This window comes from Streptomyces sp. NBC_01304 (assembly GCF_035975855.1).
Classification (GTDB): domain Bacteria; phylum Actinomycetota; class Actinomycetes; order Streptomycetales; family Streptomycetaceae; genus Streptomyces.
The window spans coordinates 2,682,239-2,698,836 of record NZ_CP109055.1; the positions used below are offsets into that span (position 1 = coordinate 2,682,239).

The following is a 16,598-nucleotide window of genomic DNA, read 5'->3' on the forward strand; positions in this document are numbered from 1 at the left end:
GAAACCGCTTACTCCCAAGCGGTACGCCCCTCCCACGCACACCCGGAGCCCCCTCATGACGACTCCTTGGTCACGCCGCGGCTTCCTCGCCACGTCCGGTGCCACCGCCCTCGCGCTCGGTCTGGCCGGGACCTTCAGCGCGGGGCACGCCAGTGCGGCGCAAGCCGCGGCCGAAGGCGATGAGTTCGCCGCGCTGCGCGCCAAGTGGCGCAGCATCATCCTCGGTGAGGGGTTCACGCCCACCGCCGAGCCCTTCAAGTCGAAGCTCGCCACGCTCGGCACGACCGCCCGGCGGTGGATCGACTCCATGGCCCCTGCGACCGGTGCGGTCTGGCCCGATGCGGTCTACGCCGATCCGGAGCCGGACAAGGACACGGAGTCGTACGGGTTCTCCGGGAAGATCCAGGAGAGTTATGCGCGGCTGAGGACCATGGCGGAGGCCTACTGCCAGCCGGGTACCGGGGTCACCGGGGACGCGGCGGTGAAGGACAAGATCGTGGTCGCATACGACCACCTGATCAAGGACGTCTACAACGAGAACCAGGCGCCGTACGGCAACTGGTACAGCTGGGAGATAGGCGCCCCGCAGTCGCTGCTCGACATCGCGATCATGATGTACGAGCACCTGTCGGCGGAGCAGATATCCGCCACGGTCAAGGCAGTTGACCATTTCGTTCCCGATTCCAAGGTGGCCCAGTACGCGGGGACGAGTACGGGCGCCAATCGGATCGACCTGTGCCAGGTGCTGGCGCTGCGGGGGATTCTGGACGGCACCGCGGCGAAGGTCGCGCTGGCGCGGGATGCGATGTCGCCGACGTTCCCGTATGTGACGGTCGGGGATGGGCTGTATGCGGATGGGTCGCTCATTCAGCATACGAATGTGCCCTACACCGGGTCTTACGGCGCTGTGCTCATCAGCGGGATGAGCAAGTTGCTCGGGTTGTTGGGAGGGTCCACGTGGGCTGTCAGCGATCCGAAGCAGCAGTTGTTCCTGGATGCCGTCGAGGCCGCGTATGCGCCGTTCATCTACAACGGGCTGATGATGGACGGTGTTTCGGGTCGTGCCATCAGTCGGGGGCTGACTGCCACTGATGTGCTGAAGATTCAGCAGGACGACCATCTGCGGGGGCACGCCATCATCGGGGCCGTTCTCGTGCTGGCCCAGGGGGCCAGTGCTGAGGAGGCCGCGCGGTGGAAGGCCCTGGCCAAGGGGTGGTTCACGCGGGATCGGTACGCCGATGTCTCCACCGGGCGCACGCTCGGGGTGCCGGCGCTGTCGCGGGCCAACGCGTTGCTCGCCGATGAGAGTGTGAAGGCCGCCGCCGAGCCGGTCGGGCACAAGGTGTTTCCCGGCATGGACCGGGCCGTGCACCGTACGAAGGGGTTCGCGGCGTCGGTGTCGATGGCGTCGAAGCGGATCACCTATTACGAGAACGGGAACGGCGAGAACGTTCGGGGGTTTCACACCGGGTCCGGGATGTTGTATTGGTGGGGCGCCGATGCGGGTGGCGGGCAGTACTCGGACGGGTTCTGGCCGACCGTCGACCCGTACCGGCTGCCGGGTACGACTGCTTCGCAGAAGCGGCTCGCGGATGGTGAGGGCGGGATCTGGGGTGCGGCCACGCCGGATGCGACGTGGGTGGGGGGCACGACGGACGGGACGTACGCGACCGTCGGTCAGTATCTGAAGGGGCTCTCCTCCACGATGGAGGCGAAGAAGTCCTGGTTCTTCGTGGACGACGCCGTGGTGTGTCTGGGCGCCGGGATCAAGGGTGCGGACGGGGTCGGTGTCGAGAGTGTGGTGGACAACCGGAATCTGGGTGCGAGTGGTGCCGCTCAGCTGACGGTCAATGGGCGTACGCAGCCGGGTGAGCATCCCTGGTCGGGGACCATGGACGCGCGCTGGGCGCACCTCAAGGGCCATGCCGGTTATGTCTTTCCGGGTGGGACGAAGCTGACCGCGCTGCGCGAGGAGCGCACCGGGAAGTGGAAGGACATCAACGGCGGTGGTGCGGAGGATGCCGTCACGCGGCGGTACGTCACGCTGCTCGCCGATCACGGGACGGATCCCTCGGACGCCTCGTACTCGTACATCCTGATGCCCGGTGCGAGTGAACTGCGCACGGCTGCGCGGGCGTTGGACCGTGGGTGGCTGGTCACCCTGGTCAACTCCGGCAAGGCACAGGGTGTGCGGGTGCCGTCGCTCGGGTTCACCGGGATCAACTTCTGGGAGCCCGGGACGGCCGGCAAAGTCGTCGTCGATGCGCCCGTGAGCGTACAGATCCGGGAGAAGCGCGACGGTACGGCGGTCGTGTGCGTGAGTGATCCCAGCCGGTCGGTGAAGGGGCTCACGCTGGTGTGGAAGCGGCCGGTGGCGTCGGTCGTCAGCAAGCCGTCCGTGGTGTCGGACGCGCGTACCGGCTCGTCGCTCACCCTTACGTTCGGCGATCTCAGCGGCAGCAACGGCGGTACGCACAAGGTCACGGTCAGAACCAACTGACCGGCTCTGACCCCTCATTCGAAGGGCCGGACCTCCTCACGGGTCCGGCCCTTTGGCACATCCCCTCATTTCCTATCCCCCCATTCCCTCTCGCAGAAGGGCCCTCCCCCCTCATGCGCACACAACGACCACCTCTTCTCCGTACGGCTCGTAAGGCGGGCCTCCCGGCGATCGGTCTCTCGCTCGCCCTGCTGTTCGCGTCCCCGGCCTCCGCCGCCCCGCTCTGGGACGGCGACGCCAGCGGTGGGACCGGTGTCTTCGGCGGCATCGAATGCGACGCTCCCGGCAGTGTCACGGCCGTGGACCATCCGCGCGGCAAGGTCTTCAAGTTCAACAAGCCGAGCGGGCTGCGGCGTTGCGAGGCGCGCGGCATCCGGACCGGCGACGGGTACGAGTACGTCTTCAAGAACGACTCGACCTACTGGCTCGGCTGGTCCACGTGCACGAACACGGACGACGCCGAGTCGATATTCCAGTGGAAGTCCTATCCCAACTCCACGCAGAACTACCCGGTGGAGATCAAGGTCGAGGGCGGCGTGCTCAAGCTGTTCCACGTCGACCCGGCTGCCACCTGGCATCTCATCTGGAGCCGTGCGATCACGGCGGACACCTGGAAGCACCTCGCGCTCGGCATCCACACCTCGGACGAGGCGTCGACCGGCTGGATCGAGCTCTACTACAACGGGGAGCAGCAGACGATGAGCAATGGCTCCACGCGCTATCCCGGCCGCACCTGGGACGGGCTCAACAAGCCCAAGTGGGGAACGTACGGCGCGGACATCGAGAACACCGCGGGCATCGACTGGGTAGACGACCTGGCCGTCGGCACGAGCTACGCGGACGTGGCCCGATGAGGCGCGTCGGAGCGTTCGGCGCCGCCTCTGCCGCCCTGGTCGTGCTCGCCGCGAGCCCGGCGCAGGCCTCCGTGATCTGGAACGGGGACGCCTCGGGAGGCACCGGGGTCTTCTCGTCCATCCTCTGCGACTCCCCCGGCAGTGTCGTCGCGCAGGACAACGACGACGGGCGGGGCCAGGTCTTCAAGTTCAACAAGCCGCTGGGGCTCGAGCGCTGCGAGGCGCACGGGATCACGGTGGGCGGGTCCCGCTACACCTTCAAGAACAACTCGACGTACTGGCTGGGCTGGGACACCTCCACCAACACCCCCGACGCCGGGACCATCTTCCAGTGGAAGTCGTACGGCACCAATGATCAGCATCAGCAGAACTACCCGGTGTTGATGAAGGTCGAGGGCGGGGTGCTGAAGCTGTTCCACATCAAGGTCGGGGAGGAGTGGACGCTCAAGTGGTCGACGCCGGTCGCGACAAGTACGTACAAGCGCATCGTCCTCGGGATCCACACCTCCAGCGATGCGTCGAGCGGGCGGGTCGAGGCGTACTACAACGGCGCGAAGGTCGCCGATTTCACCGGGCGGACCTGGGACGACCTGGGCAATGACACGCGGTTCGGGTCCTATGGCGCGGAGGTGCAGGACAAGCGGGTCATCAACTGGATCGACGGGCTGAAGGTGGGCACGTCGTACGCGGATGTCGCGAGCTGAGTGAGCAAGGTCGCTTCGGTGGTGGGAACGAATGAGTCGGGTCAGGCGTCATTAAGCCATGCCAGCGGCGTATTGCACGGACCCGGTCCCGCGATAAGTTCCGGTATCAAGTAGTTGTCCCACCATGAGTCTCACCACCAGAAGGATTCACGAATGATCACGCTCAAGAAGGAAGACGGCCCAGCGGATCTGGCTGGTGTTACGCATCTGTCCATCGGGGTGTCCTGGGACCCGACCGTCGGCAGCAGCGGCGGTCTGATGGGCAAGCTCCGGCAGAAGGCCGGAACCGACCTTGACCTGATCGCGATAGCGATGCAGGACGCGGACCCGGTCCGCCTCGCCGGCCTCGACTCCCTCGACCCGCTGGGCAACGGCGCGCTGGTGCACAGCGGCGACAACCAGACGGGCAAGGGCGCCGGCGACGACGAGACCGTGACGGTCGACTTCGCCAAGGTGCCGGGCAATGTCACGTCCATCGTGTTCATCGCCGCCGCCTACAAGAAGTACAGCTCGTTCCAGAAGGCGCGGAACATCAGCTTCAAGGTGTACGACGCGACGGGCGGCAGCACCACGCAGGTCGCCGACATCTGGCCGAGCCTGCTGTCGAACGACAACGGCTGCGCCGTGGCCAAGGCGGTCCGGGCCGGCGCCAACTGGCAGCTTGAAGTGATCAATGTGACGGGCAAGATCAAGCAGGGCGACGAGCAGGCGCTGATGCGCTTTGCCGTGAGCAAGTAGCAGCCGTAGTAACTGCTGCAGCAATTGGCGGCCCGGGTCCCCGGTTTGTGTCAGGGGCCCGGGCCGGACGCGTTCAGCGGCGCAGCGTCGTCACCTCCAGGGCCGGGTCGGCGGCGATCTCCGCAGAGGTGAAGCGTTCGGTGACCCAGCGCTCCTTCGAGAACAGCCGGGTCTGGTCCGTGAAGTGGGGCGAGGCCGGGTTCGCGGACTGGCCGTAGGTCAGGAGCGTGTGGGTGCGGGGGCCGTCGGGGGTCAGTTCGACGGCCATCAGGAAGCTGGTGCCGAAGGCGCCGCCGTACGCGACCGTCGGGTCCTCAGGGTCGGGCTGCCCGGAGCCGGGGCTCGCCTCGACGACGTTGAAGCAGCCCTTGGCGCCGTTGCAGCCGGGCAGCGGGATGTCCACCCAGCGCTGTACCGCGCCGATGGCGGTGTCGACGGGGAGGTCTTGTGCGGCGAAGTCCTGGACGGCGTCCGCCAGGGCGCGTTGGACTTGTGCGTCGTCGCCCTTGAAGCCACGGGGTGTGGTGAGGGGCTGGTCCGGGTCGTAGGGCACTCGCCACCACGTGTGCGACGGGCCGCCGTCGAGGAGGACTTCGAAGAAGGTGCTCCAGAGTGCGCCGCCGCGGCTGTCGGCGTCGGCGCGGGTGTCCCAGCGGGCGAGGGCCTTGCAGGCCGCCCGTACGTCGACCTTCTTGCCGTCCGTCGCCGTCAGCTCCGGGTGCGCGCGGCACATCGCGACCACGTCGTCGCGGCCCGTCTCCGCCGACCGGACGCGGTTGCCGAGCATCGACTCGCGCAGCGTGCGCCGGGTGAAGCCGGGGGCGCCGAGTCCATCGGTGCCGTCGGCGCGCTCGGCGATCATCCGCAGGCCGAGCTGGGCCCGTTGGCCGATGCGGGGGTCGCTGTCGTACGTGCCGGGGAAGCCGGTGAGCGGTGCGGCGGGGTTGGTGAACTGAGGGCCGTTGTTGGAGTTGGCCACGTAGTCGGTGCGGGTCAGCTTCGGGTGGCGGGACGGGCCGTAGAGGCCGGGGACCAGCGCGTCGGGGTCGCTGCCCCAGGCGCAGGCCGTCGTCGAGCCGTCCAGGACGGTGAGGCCATCCTCGCCGCCCGGGCGTGTGCAGCGCTTCAGCTGGTCGTCGGTCAGGTGGGCGACGGCCGAGGAGTCCGTGAAGTACGTGCTGCCGCTGGTGTCGGCCGCGAGGGTGTAGACCCAGGACAGACCCTGGTAGGTGTTCTGGGCGGCGCGCAGCTGGTCGAGGCTGTCGGCCTTGCCCATCGCCAGCCAGGTGTTCATCGAGCGCAGGTTCTCGGCGTTGGCGTCACGGATCGCGTACGCCGTCTCGGTCGTCCAGCCCCGGGACAGGAGCGGGCCGTACCGGGAGGTGTACTGGGTGCGCCGGACGGTGGTCACCTTGCCGTCCTTGCCGCGTACGGCGACCGGGACGGTGCGGCGCTTCATCGGCTCCGCCTTGCCGTCGACCAGGTACCTAGTAGGGTCGCCGGGTGCCAGCTTCAGCTGGTAGAGGGAGGCGTGCTGGGCGTCGCTCGCGGTGTGGGTCCAGGCCACGCGCTTGTTGTGGCCGATCAGGACCATGGGGGTGCCGGCCAGTCCTGCGCCTGCCACGTCCAGGGTGCCGGGGATCGTCAACTGCACCTGGTAGAAGCGGAAGTTGCCGGTCCAGGGCAGGTGCGGGTTGGCGAGCACCATCGCGTTGCCGCTGCGGGTGGCGTCGCGGCCGAGCGCCCAGCCGTTGCTGCCGAAGTCGGCTGCCGTGGCATCCGGGCGGGTGGCCGAGCGGGCTGCCGTCGCGGGCTTGCCGCCCTTGGCGGGAGGCTTCGCGTTGCCGATGTCCGGCACCAACGGTGCGATGCCGAGGACCCCGTTGACGTCGTGCACCACGCCCCACAGATCGAGCGCGGTGATCGGCCGCACCCAAGGCTTGCCCTTGCAGCGGGCGTCCGGCAGCTTGTCGACGCCGGTGTCCCGCAGATAGCGGTTGTACCCGGCGGCGTACCCCTCGACCATCCTGCGCAGCTCCGCCGTCGGGCCGAGCGGGGCGGGCTTGTCGAAGAGGCGCTTGACGGTGCCCGCACGGCGCAGGCCCTTGTAGTAGGTGTCGCTCGCGAGGTTGGGGCTCTCGGGGCTGCCTTCGCCGAGATAGCGGGAGCGTTCGCCGCGCAACGTCAGGATCTGGTCGGCGAGTTCGCAGGCGTTGTCCTGGGCGTACGCATAGCCGTAGCCGTAGCCGAGGCCGTCGTAGCTCTTGGCCAGGATGTGCGGGACGCCGTACTCGGTGCGGCGGATCTGGGCCGTGTAGCTCTGCTCGGACACGGTCGCGCCCGCCGCATCGGGCTCCGCCGCATCGGACGCGGACGAGGGCCCGGGCCACACGACCGCGGCGGCCGCGGTGAGGCCGAGGGCCACCGCAACCGCGGTGCGACTTCGTCGAGTTCTTCCATGTGCTCTGGACAGTCGAATTCTTCCGTGTGCTCTGGATAAACGCATGGCGCCCACGTTGCCCAGGTACGGGCGGTGTCGACATCGGACCACCGGCCAATCTTTCGTCGGCGCATCCGTCCGAGGATGTACTACCAAGGGACCCCGAGCGGCGCCGAGTTGAGCCCCACCCGGACTGACACATACCCATACCGGGTATGTTGACGTTCATGATCTCACTCACGAAACATCTCGGCGGCGACACCGCCGCGAGGGCCTGCGCCGCGGCGTGCGGTCTCGGCTCGGCGGAAGTGACCCTGTTGCGGCGGGCATTCGGGCTCTGCCTGAGTCTGCGCATCCAACTCTCCGGTGACTGCCGGAGCCCCAACTTCCGATAGTCGTTCTCCACCGCCTTGACAGGGATACCCCCCACCCCTACCTTCACATACGCATACCCGGTTGGGGTATCCCTCTCATGGCAAGGAGAACCGATGTCCACGTCACCGCAGTTAACCGCCGGGCGCAAGGAGTGGCTCGCGCTGGGCCTGCTGGTGCTGCCCGCCATGCTCCTGTTCATGATGCTCACGATCCTGTTCCTGGCGATCCCCTACCTGGCCGCCGACTTGGAGCCCAGCAGCACGCAGACGCTGTGGATCCTGGACATCTACGGCTTCCTCATGGCCGGATTCCTGGTCCTGATGGGAACGGTGGCCGACCGGATCGGGCACCGGAACCTGCTCGTCATCGGCGCCGCCGCGTTCGGCGTCGTCTCCGTGGTCGCCGCCTCCACCGACGACCCCGCGATGATGATCGTCTGGCGGGCCCTGCTCGGCGTCGCGGCCGCGGCGCAGATGCCGGCCACGCTCGGCCTGATCTTCACGATGTTCCTCGACGCGAAGCAGCGCGGCGTCGCCATCGGCGCCTGGGCCGCGGCCATTTCGGCCGGTGTGGCGCTCGGTCCGCTGCTCAGCGGGCTGCTCCTGGACGCCTTCTCCTGGCGGGCGACGTTCTACGTCGCGGTGCCGGTCATGGCGGTCGTGGTGATCGGCGGGCCGCTGCTGCTGCCCAAGCACCAGCGTCAGGACACCGGCAAGCTCGATCTGTTCAGCGCGCTGCTGCTGCTCGCGACGCTGCTGCCGTTCATCTACGGCATCAAGTCCATCGCCACGGGTGAGGACGTCGGCCTGTCCGTCGTGTCCATCGCCGTCGGCGTCGTCATCGGCGTGCTGTTCGCGATCCGCCAACTGCGTTCCTCCGCACCCCTGTTGGACGTACGCCTCTTCGGCAACCGGACCGTGGGCGGGGCGCTCGGCGTGTTCATCCTCGCCGCGACGGGACTCGGCGGCATCTATCTGATGTTCACGCAGTTCCTGCAGCTGGTCGCCGAACTCTCGCCGCTGCAGACCGGGTTCGCGATCCTGCCCGCCGCGCTGCTCCTGATCGTGGTGGCGACGCTCTCGCCGGTCCTCGCGCGCAAGGTGCGTCCCGGGTACGTCATCGCCACGGGCCTCGCCGTGCAGGTGGTCGGCTATCTGATGCTCACGCAGGTCGACGCCGACACCGGTCTGCCGTATGTGCTCGCGGGCTTCATCGTCATGTACCCGGCGGTGGCGCCGTCCATGGCGCTCACCACCGACCTCGTCGTGGGTTCGGTGCCGCCGGAGAAGGCGGGCGCCGCGGGCGGGTTGAGCTCCACTGTGAACGACCTGGGCATCTCGCTCGGTGTGGCCGTCGTCGGCAGCATCGGCGTGGCCCAGTACCGCGGTGAGATCGACCTCCCCTCGGGCCTGTCGGCGGAGGCGGAGGCGAGCGCGCGGGACAACCTCGACGGGGCGATCACGGCTGCGGGCACCCTGCCGGCCGACGTGGGCGGGCAGGTGCTTCGTGCGGCGCGGGACGCCTTCGCGAGCGGCTTCAACGTCGCCGCCGCCACCGCCGCGGGAATCGCCGCCGTGGGCGCGGTCCTCGCCGCGCTCGCCCTGCGGCACGTGCCCCCGACGGGGGCCGCGGCGGCCGCGGTGCCCGAGCAGGCGGGGGACGCGGACGCCGCGTCCGAGCCGGCGTCGGCCGGGAGCGAAGCCGTCAAGTAGGTGGCGGGGCAAGGGGGGTGCGGGGCCGGTCGTGGTTGGCCCCGCACCCCCTCTCGGCCCTCGACACCCGCGTACTCCCACGCGTACTTCCTCAAGCACATCCGCATACGTAGCTCCGGATACGTACATCCGCAAAGGTGCGCACCATGTCTGCGATAGCTTTCAGCGCTTCTCCCACCACGACCCTCGCCAGCGAGGGCGGCCGGTGCATGTATGAACAGGTCGACCGGCTGCGCGAGTCGGGACCCGCCGTGCCCGTGCGGCTGCCCGAGGGCGTCGGGGCCTGGTCGGTCACGCGGGGCGATGTCGTCCGGCTCCTGCTGACGCACCCGGGCGTGTCCCGCAACCTCAAGAAGAACGTGCCCAGTTACGAGCCGGGCTCCGTGCCCTGGCTCTCCCCTTGGGTGGACGTCGACTCCATGGCCACCGCCGAGGGCTCCGACCACGCGCGGCTGCGCAAGCTGATCACCCCGGCGTTCAGTCCGCGCCGCACCGACGCCCTGCGCGGGCAGATCGAGGCCCTTGTAGAACGGCTCCTCGACGAGCTGGCGGCGCGCCCCTCGGACGAGCCCGTCGATCTGCACACCGCGTTCTCCTACCGGGTGCCGACCGAGGTGATCTGCGATCTGTTCGGGCTGCCCGACACCCAACGCCCCGAGGTACTGCGCCTGTTCAGGGCCGTCGGCGAGACCGATGTCCCCGAGGAGGAGTCGATCGCCGTCTACCAGGCCCTGGTGGACGAGATGCACACCCTCATCGCCACCAAGCGCCGCGAGCCGGGCGACGACCTGACGAGCTTCCTGCTCGCCGCGCACGAGCAGGGCGAGGCCCGTGCGGACGGCGACGCGCCGCTCAGCGAGCACGAGCTGATCTCTACGCTGCTCCTGATGATCGGCGGCGGCTCCACCACCACGATCAACCTCATCGACCACACGGTCCGCGAACTGCTCGCCCGCCCGGACCAACTGGCCGCCGTCCAGGCCGATCCGGGCCGCTGGAAGGACGTGATCGAGGAGTCGCTGCGTACGCACTGCCCGGTCATGCATCTGCCGATGCGCTGGGCGACGGAGGACATCGACCTCGGTGAGGGCGTGGTCATCCGGGCCGGCGACGCGATCCTGATCTGCTACGGCGCGCACGGGCGCGACCCCGGCGTGCACGAGGCGCCGGGCAGCTTCGACATCGACCGGGCGGACAAGGACCATCTGGCGTTCGGGCTCGGCGCGCACTTCTGCCCGGGGTCGCGGCTGGCCCGCCTGGAGGCCGATGTGGCATTGCCCGCGCTGTTCCGGCGCTTCCCGCGAATGGCGCTCGGCGTCGACGCGGACGACGTGGAGCCGGTGCGTACGTTCATCGGCAACGGCATCACCGCACTGCCGGTGCTTCTCGGCCATGGGCAGGCCTGACGTGGCCGCCCCGGACGTCGACGGTCGGCCCGGCGATCTGGACGAGCGGCCCGGTGATCTGGGCGAGCGGACCCGGCGGCTGCTCGACACCGCCCGCTATCTGAATCTGGCCACGGTGTCGGCGGACGGCTCGCCGTGGGTGGCGACGCTGGAGTACGCGTGGCTGGCCGGGCCGCCACTGCGCTTCGTGTTCGGCTCGGCCACCGGGTCCCGGCACAGCCGCGATGTCGCGCGGTCGGCCCGGGTGAGCGGCTCCCTGTTCGTGGCGGGCGGCGGGCCCGGGCTCGATGTGGCGGCGGTGGACGGGGCGCAGTTCACCGGTACCTGCGCGGAGGTCACGGCGGCCGAACTGGACCGGTACCACTCGGTGTTCTACGAGACCGTGTTCCCCGACGAGCAGCAGCGCAGCGAGTGGTCGCTGCCGCCGAACGCGCTGCGGGCGCCGGCCGGCCACCGGCTCTACCTCGTGGAGGTGGAGCGCTGGTGGCTGGTCGACACCCGCACGTGGGAGGTGGACCGGATCGACCGGCGCATCGAAGTGGCGCCGGACGAGCTGCCGTTGGGGTGATCCCCGCCGGGTCAGTGTGCTGGGGCGTCCTCGGCGAGGGCGCCCCAGAAGGCGTTCTCGTAGGCGTGCACCAGTCGTGCGGTCCGCACGGCTTCGACCGGGTCGTCGCCGGCCGCGAGCCCCGCCGCGAGGGTGGCCGTCGCCTGGTCCAGGAGCTCCGGCGGGGTGTCCGCGAAGAAGCGGAAGTGCCCGACGGCCGCCTCGTCGAAGCCGTACCCGGACCGCAGGGCGTCGGCCACGCGCGCGTAGTGGGCACCCGACTCCTCGACGTTCGCGAGCAGTGCCAGCGCGATGTCGCTGCGCGAGCCGTACAGGGAGGTCTGGGTGAGGTAGGCGGGGTAGGCCTGGGCGAGCGGCTTCGGCTCGTACGCCGCCAACTCCCACTCCTCCATTTCGAGTTCGGCGGCGAAGTCGAGGAGGAGGCGCAGGGCCTCGCCCTCGCCCTGCGCCATGGCCAGGAAGAGGTCGCCGGCCGGGGCGTCCGGGAAGCGGGCGGCCAGGAGGGCGAAGCTGCGGCGGTCGCTGCGGACGAGGCGGTACAACTCCCCGGCCAAGGCGCGTAGTTGGGCCCTGGGCACGCGGCCCGCTTCGAGCCGGTCGAGGAAGCGGTTCGGCACCGCCTGCTCGGCGAGCTGCGCCTGGGCCTCCTTGATGAGGACTGCGACGTCAACGGCCATCGGGGGCTCCCTGCTCATGGGGCTCGTTCGTGTGGTGGGGCGCCGGGACGACCCGGCGCAGATTCGGCCCGGTGGCCGGGCCCGGTGGGGGTTGCGCGATCCAGGGCCCCTCGACGGAGGCATCGATGACACCCTCCTCCAGCCAGGTGTGCCGCCCGGCGAGCACCTGCCGGGCCACCTCCCGGTCGCCGCCGTCGACGTTGCCCCGCAGCTGCCGGAACAGCTCCGCGACCCGCAGTCGGGCCTGCGCACAGAAGGCACCGGCAAGGTCGACCGCCGGACCCGCCGCATCCCCCGGGTCGGCGCGGGCCGCGGCGTACACGCAGGCCGCGCTCATGGCGTACAGCTCGGCTCCGATGTCGATGAGGCGGCCCAACTCGCGCTGCCGGTCGGCGAGTTCACGCTCGGGCAGGTTCGTGAAGCCTTGCAGGGCCTCGGCGAGCTCCTGGGCGCTCCGCTCGACGAAGCGCAGGTGGGTGGCGAGGGTGTCGGCGTAGGCGAGGGTGTCGGCGTACCCGAACAGCTCTGACTTCCCGCCCAGGCTCAAGTCCGCAGGCCGCCCGCCCAGGCTAGGGTCCGCAGGCTGCCCGGCGCCCTCCAGCACGGCCTGCCCGATGAACCCCCGCAGCGCCTCGGTCGACCCGTCGAAGATGCGCCCGATGCGCACGTCCCGCAGCAGCTGCTCGGCCGGCACCCCCCGCTCGCCCCTCGCCGCAGCCGACGCCGCCGTCTCGTAGCCGCGACCTCCGCGCAGTTGGACCAGTTCGTCGGCCACCTGCCAGGTCCGCTCCGAGGCGAAGAGCTTGGCCAGTTCGGCCTCCAGGCCGCCGCCGGACCCGGGCAGCCGGGCGGTGACCTCGACCATCGCCTCCAGGGCGAAGGCCGTGGCCGCGATGAACGCCAGCTTCCCCGCGACCGCGTCGTGCTCCCCGATCGGCCGGCCCCACTGGACCCGCTCCCCCGCCCACTCGCGGGCGATCTTCAGGCTCCACCTGGCCGCCGCGGCCGACACCGCGGGCAGCGACAGGCGTCCGGTGTCCTGCGCGGCCAGCGCGACCTCCAGGCCCGCGCCCTCCGCGCCGATCCGGTGGAAGGCCGGGACCCGCACGTCGTGCAGCCGGATCACGCCGTTCTCCAGGCCGCGCAGCCCGAGGAAGGAGCTGCGGTGCTCCACGGTCACGCCCGGCGCCCCGCCCTCCACCACGAAGGCCGTCATCCCGGCGTCGGGGACCATGGCCATCACCACCAGGAGATCGGCGATGACACCGTTGGTGGCCCACAGCTTCACGCCGTTGAGCGTGTACGTTCCCGAGTCCGGGCCGGACGCGTCCGCGTCCTGCGAGGGAGCGGAGGTCGTGTCCCGTACGGCCGTGGTGTGCATCCGGAACGGATCGTTTCCGATGTCCGGCTCGGTGAGCGTGAACCCGGAGATCTCCCGCACGCACCTCGGAAGGAACGCCCGCTTCTGCTCCTCGGTGCCGAAAAGGAGCAGCGGCTGCGGCAGCCCGATCGCCTGGTGTGCGGCCAGCAGCTCCCCCAGCGAGGCGTGCACGGTGGTGACCGTCATCAGGGCCCGCAGGTAGCAGAGCCCGGACAGGCCGAGCCCGCCGTACTCCTGCGGGATCTTGATGGCGAACGCCCCGATGTCCTTGAGCCCTTCGATCACCGCGTCGGGGATGCGGTCCTCGCGCTCGATCAGCTCGCCGTCCACTTCCTTCAGGCAGAACTCCCGCAGCCGGGACAGGAATTGCTCGTCCTCCTCCCCCAACGACACCTCCAACGACGCCCCCGGCCCCGCCGGCGCGCCGGCCGGCGGGGCAAGGAGGTCGGTGCGGAGCCGTCCGAGGAACAGCTCCGCGCCGAAGGTCGACCCCGTCATCGCGCGGCCGCGGCCGGCACGGCCTTGATGATCGACAGCGGGCCCGCCGTACGCAGCCCCACCGATTCCACGGTGAAGCCCGTCTCGTCGAGCATCGCCCGGAACTCGCTCTCGGTGCGCTCCCGGCCACCGGAGTTGACCAGCATGTTCAGGTCGGTGAAGAACGCGATCGGCTGCTCCGGGGAGGCCGTCTCGGGCAGTACGGACCCGACGATCAGGAGCGTCGCCGAGGCCGGGATCTGCGCCCGGCAGGAGCGCAGGAGGGCCCGGGCGTCCTCGTCGTTCCAGTCCTGGAAGACGCTCTTGATGATGTACAGGTCGCCGTCGGCGGGGATGTCCTGGAAGAAGTCGCCCGCGACCACCTCGGCCCGGTCGTCGACGCCCGCGCGCTTCAGGACGTCGGGCGCCTCGGCCACGCCGCTCGCGCTGTCGAAGACGATGCCGCGCAGCTCGTGCCGGGTGGTCAGGATCGCGGCTAGCAGTGTTCCGTCGCCGCCGCCGAGGTCCACCACCTTCTTGGCGTCCGAGAAGTCGTAGCCGGCGGCGAGCTGCCCGGCCGCGATCCTCGACTCCTCGCCCATCGCCTCGTTGAAGAGCGCGCTGGTCTCCTCCTGGGTGGCGAGATAGCTGTAGAAGTCCGCGCCGTGGACATGGTCGAAGGCCAGCTCGCCCGTGGTCACCGAGTGCCCGAGCGCCTGCCAGGAGTTGACCAGGAGCGGGTGGCAGAACATGCGGCTGAAGGCCCGCAGCGAGTCGGGCGAGTCGGAGCGCAGCTGGGCGCCCACCTCGGTCAGCGCGAACCGGCCGGGCTCCGGCTCGGTCGTGATCCCGACCGCCGCCAGGGTGCGCAGGAGCCGGCGCAGCGACGGCTCGTGGAGCTTGCCCTCGGTGGCCAGCTCGGCCACGTCGCGCACCTCGTCCTTGATCAGGTCGGCTATGCCCAACTCGGCGGCCACACCGAGCGAGTGGGCCGTCATATAGCCGCCGATCTTCTCGATCAGGGCGTTCCGGAGGGCCAGCTTCTGGGTGCTGCTGCTCATGAGAACTCTCCTAGTGAGGGAGGGGGGAGGGAGGATGGAAAGGAGGAGGGAGGAAGGAAGGAAGGGGGATCAGCGGAGGTCAGGGCGTAAGCCGGTGCCGTACCCAGACATTGGGCTCGACGTACACGGCATGGTCGTGCGCGACGTCCACCGCGACGGGGGCCACCGCGCCGGGCACCTCTACGGGCCCGCTGGTGTCGAACGGCAGCCCGGTCCAGTCGCGCCACTGCGCGAGGCTCCCGGAGATCGTCATCGACACCGGGCAGACCTTGACGACCTCGGCGCCCTGCCGTACGTGCGCCCGCAGCCAGGGGTCCTCGGGCAGCCCGTCGGGCCTGGTCCGGGCCGCGTACTCGACCATGGAGAGCTGCGGCTCGGCGTGCTTGCGGCTGGGCCGGACCGGGGCGAGCAGGTCGCCGTACCCGGCGCCGCGCGCATGGTCGCGGAGCGCCTGGAGGGTGCGTACGGACAGGTTCTGCGACTGCAGATCGGGCACCACGGCGATCTCCAGGGCGCACAGCGCGGTGAACGCCCGCCCCTCGTAGGTGTCGGCCATGCACTGGCGCAGGGCCTCGTCCCAGCCGGTGTCGGGCAGGCCGGCCGGGGCGCCGTTCCAGGCCAGGGGCACACTGGCGGCGCGGGCGACCACACGTTCCGGACCGTCCCCGTCGCCTTCGAGCACCACCAGCTGGTGCTGCGCGTGCCGCTCGAAGGCCCAGTGGATGAGGATCGGATCGGGGCGTACGTACGCGGGCCAGGTCGACTCCATCGTCAGCATGGCCTCTTCCAGGTCGGGCCGTTCGGCGAGACTGACGATGTGCAGACCGGTGACGGGCATGGCGGACCTCCAGAAGTGGTGCGGGGAACAAGGGAGTTGGGTCAGTCGGCCAGCCGTCGGGCGGGCAGCGGCCCGGTCTTCAGGGCCGTGCCGTGGTCCGGGCTGTGCAGCAGGTCGAGGTAGTGGGCGCGGGGGACGGGGCGGGCGCCGAGGAGCCGGACGTGGTCGCCGTCGTACTGGACGTCGACGGCCGTGCCGCCCGCCTCGGCCAGGCGTCGGGTCAGGTCGACGACCGCGACCTTGCCCGCCCCGCTGCGCAGCGTGAACTGGGAATCGGCGCTGAACACCGGCCCGACCCGGACGCCGAAGGTCCCGCCGACGAGTTCGCGGCCCTCCCAGACCTCCACGCTGTGCGCGTAGCCCGCCTGGTGCAGGCGGACCATGGCGGCGAGGAGTTCGTCGGTGAGCCAGCGTTCGGTGCGGCCCGTGCGGCACTGGCGCACCACCCGCTCGAAGCAGACGTCGACGGTCGTCGTCCACTGCGGGCCCTGCCTCAACTGGCGGCGCAGGCTGCGCTGCACACGGGCCCGGTCGACGAGGATGAGCGGCCGCGGATCGGGGGAGCACCAGGCGACCGCGTACGGCTCGGTCGAGCCGGGCAGCAGCTTCACCCGGCCCGCCGCGACCTCCGGTTCGTAGCTGATCTCGTTGATGAGGCGGTGTTCGGGGCCCTCGGCGGGGAACGGGTAGAGCCCTTGCCGGTACGCGCCGAGCAGGGTCTCGGGGCGCAGGTCGTCGCCGAACGCGACGGGGCCCTCGGGCGGGGCCGCTCTCAAGTCGATTGCTGACCAAGGGGACTTGGGGCGGGGGCGGGACAGGCTCGCGATCAGCATGGTCGTCCTCCCGGCGCCGGAGCCTCGTGGGTGC

Annotated in this window: 14 protein-coding genes; 8 read left to right on the forward strand and 6 right to left on the reverse strand. The window is 70.1% G+C overall.

Features of this window, described 5'->3' with window-relative positions:
• The first annotated feature begins 55 nt into the window (after positions 1-55).
• From OG430_RS11715 to OG430_RS11730, 4 genes are all read left to right on the forward strand, one after another.
• Positions 56-2,500 carry a polysaccharide lyase 8 family protein gene (locus tag OG430_RS11715; protein WP_327352398.1) on the forward strand — a complete coding sequence of 815 codons (2,445 nt, stop codon included), beginning with the start codon at positions 56-58 and terminating at the stop codon, positions 2,498-2,500.
• A 113-nt stretch (positions 2,501-2,613) separates the two neighbouring features.
• Entirely contained in the window at positions 2,614-3,354 is a 741-nt protein-coding gene (locus OG430_RS11720; RefSeq protein ID WP_327352399.1) for a hypothetical protein, read from the forward strand.
• Positions 3,351-4,058 (forward strand): heparin lyase I family protein, encoded by a 708-nt coding sequence (locus OG430_RS11725; protein WP_327352400.1) that lies wholly within the window; start codon positions 3,351-3,353, stop codon positions 4,056-4,058. The genes OG430_RS11720 and OG430_RS11725 overlap by 4 nt, the downstream gene beginning before the upstream one ends.
• Positions 4,059-4,211: 153 nt before the next feature.
• Positions 4,212-4,796: a TerD family protein gene (locus tag OG430_RS11730; protein WP_327352401.1), complete on the forward strand. Its 585-nt coding sequence runs from the start codon at positions 4,212-4,214 to the stop codon at positions 4,794-4,796.
• Between the two features lie 73 nt (positions 4,797-4,869).
• Here the strand turns inward: OG430_RS11730 and OG430_RS11735 are convergent, their stop codons facing one another.
• Positions 4,870-7,221, reverse strand: a complete 2,352-nt coding sequence (locus OG430_RS11735; RefSeq protein ID WP_327352402.1) for a penicillin acylase family protein — start codon at positions 7,219-7,221, stop codon at positions 4,870-4,872.
• 242 nt (positions 7,222-7,463) lie between these two features.
• Here OG430_RS11735 and OG430_RS11740 point away from each other — a divergent pair, with 242 nt between their 5' ends.
• The 4 genes from OG430_RS11740 (at position 7,464) to OG430_RS11755 (ending at position 11,297) form a co-directional block, all read left to right on the forward strand.
• Complete coding sequence (locus OG430_RS11740) at positions 7,464-7,631, forward strand: hypothetical protein (RefSeq protein ID WP_327352403.1); 168 nt, start codon at positions 7,464-7,466, stop codon at positions 7,629-7,631.
• A 93-nt stretch (positions 7,632-7,724) separates the two neighbouring features.
• A complete protein-coding gene (locus OG430_RS11745; protein ID WP_327352404.1) occupies positions 7,725-9,323 on the forward strand; it encodes an MFS transporter in 1,599 nt (532 codons plus the stop codon).
• A 146-nt stretch (positions 9,324-9,469) separates the two neighbouring features.
• Entirely contained in the window at positions 9,470-10,729 is a 1,260-nt protein-coding gene (locus OG430_RS11750) for a cytochrome P450 family protein (protein WP_327352405.1), read from the forward strand.
• Positions 10,716-11,297 carry a pyridoxamine 5'-phosphate oxidase family protein gene (locus OG430_RS11755; RefSeq protein WP_327352406.1) on the forward strand — a complete coding sequence of 194 codons (582 nt, stop codon included), beginning with the start codon at positions 10,716-10,718 and terminating at the stop codon, positions 11,295-11,297. Before OG430_RS11750 ends, OG430_RS11755 begins: the two co-directional genes overlap by 14 nt.
• A gap of 11 nt (positions 11,298-11,308) precedes the next feature.
• Here the strand turns inward: OG430_RS11755 and OG430_RS11760 are convergent, their stop codons facing one another.
• The 5 genes from OG430_RS11760 to OG430_RS11780 all read right to left on the reverse strand — a co-directional run bounded on the left by OG430_RS11760 (position 11,309) and on the right by OG430_RS11780 (position 16,564).
• Positions 11,309-11,974, reverse strand: coding sequence for a transcriptional regulator (locus OG430_RS11760; protein ID WP_327352407.1), 666 nt, complete (start codon positions 11,972-11,974; stop codon positions 11,309-11,311).
• Positions 11,964-13,853 (reverse strand): acyl-CoA dehydrogenase family protein, encoded by a 1,890-nt coding sequence (locus OG430_RS11765; RefSeq protein ID WP_327352408.1) that lies wholly within the window; start codon positions 13,851-13,853, stop codon positions 11,964-11,966. Before OG430_RS11765 ends, OG430_RS11760 begins: the two co-directional genes overlap by 11 nt.
• On the reverse strand, positions 13,850-14,893 hold the full coding sequence (locus tag OG430_RS11770) for a methyltransferase (RefSeq protein WP_327352409.1): 1,044 nt from the start codon (positions 14,891-14,893) through the stop codon (positions 13,850-13,852). The genes OG430_RS11765 and OG430_RS11770 overlap by 4 nt, the downstream gene beginning before the upstream one ends.
• Positions 14,894-14,972: 79 nt before the next feature.
• Entirely contained in the window at positions 14,973-15,731 is a 759-nt protein-coding gene (locus OG430_RS11775) for an N-acetyltransferase (RefSeq protein ID WP_327352410.1), read from the reverse strand.
• A 41-nt stretch (positions 15,732-15,772) separates the two neighbouring features.
• A complete protein-coding gene (locus tag OG430_RS11780) occupies positions 15,773-16,564 on the reverse strand; it encodes a leucyl/phenylalanyl-tRNA--protein transferase (protein WP_327352411.1) in 792 nt (263 codons plus the stop codon).
• Positions 16,565-16,598: the final 34 nt, after the last annotated feature.

Bases quoted from the DNA above. Each gene is read 5' to 3' on its own strand.
- OG430_RS11715 (WP_327352398.1), top strand. From the start codon at position 56: ATGACGACTCCTTGGTCACGCCGCGGCTTCCTCGCCACGTCCGGTGCC.
- OG430_RS11720 (WP_327352399.1), top strand. From the start codon at position 2,614: ATGCGCACACAACGACCACCTCTTCTCCGTACGGCTCGTAAGGCGGGC.
- OG430_RS11725 (WP_327352400.1), top strand. From the start codon at position 3,351: ATGAGGCGCGTCGGAGCGTTCGGCGCCGCCTCTGCCGCCCTGGTCGTG.
- OG430_RS11730 (WP_327352401.1), top strand. From the start codon at position 4,212: ATGATCACGCTCAAGAAGGAAGACGGCCCAGCGGATCTGGCTGGTGTT.
- OG430_RS11740 (WP_327352403.1), top strand. From the start codon at position 7,464: ATGATCTCACTCACGAAACATCTCGGCGGCGACACCGCCGCGAGGGCC.
- OG430_RS11745 (WP_327352404.1), top strand. From the start codon at position 7,725: ATGTCCACGTCACCGCAGTTAACCGCCGGGCGCAAGGAGTGGCTCGCG.
- OG430_RS11750 (WP_327352405.1), top strand. From the start codon at position 9,470: ATGTCTGCGATAGCTTTCAGCGCTTCTCCCACCACGACCCTCGCCAGC.
- OG430_RS11755 (WP_327352406.1), top strand. From the start codon at position 10,716: ATGGGCAGGCCTGACGTGGCCGCCCCGGACGTCGACGGTCGGCCCGGC.
- OG430_RS11760 (WP_327352407.1), bottom strand. From the start codon at position 11,974: ATGGCCGTTGACGTCGCAGTCCTCATCAAGGAGGCCCAGGCGCAGCTC.
- OG430_RS11765 (WP_327352408.1), bottom strand. From the start codon at position 13,853: ATGACGGGGTCGACCTTCGGCGCGGAGCTGTTCCTCGGACGGCTCCGC.
- OG430_RS11770 (WP_327352409.1), bottom strand. From the start codon at position 14,893: ATGAGCAGCAGCACCCAGAAGCTGGCCCTCCGGAACGCCCTGATCGAG.
- OG430_RS11775 (WP_327352410.1), bottom strand. From the start codon at position 15,731: ATGCCCGTCACCGGTCTGCACATCGTCAGTCTCGCCGAACGGCCCGAC.
- OG430_RS11780 (WP_327352411.1), bottom strand. From the start codon at position 16,564: ATGCTGATCGCGAGCCTGTCCCGCCCCCGCCCCAAGTCCCCTTGGTCA.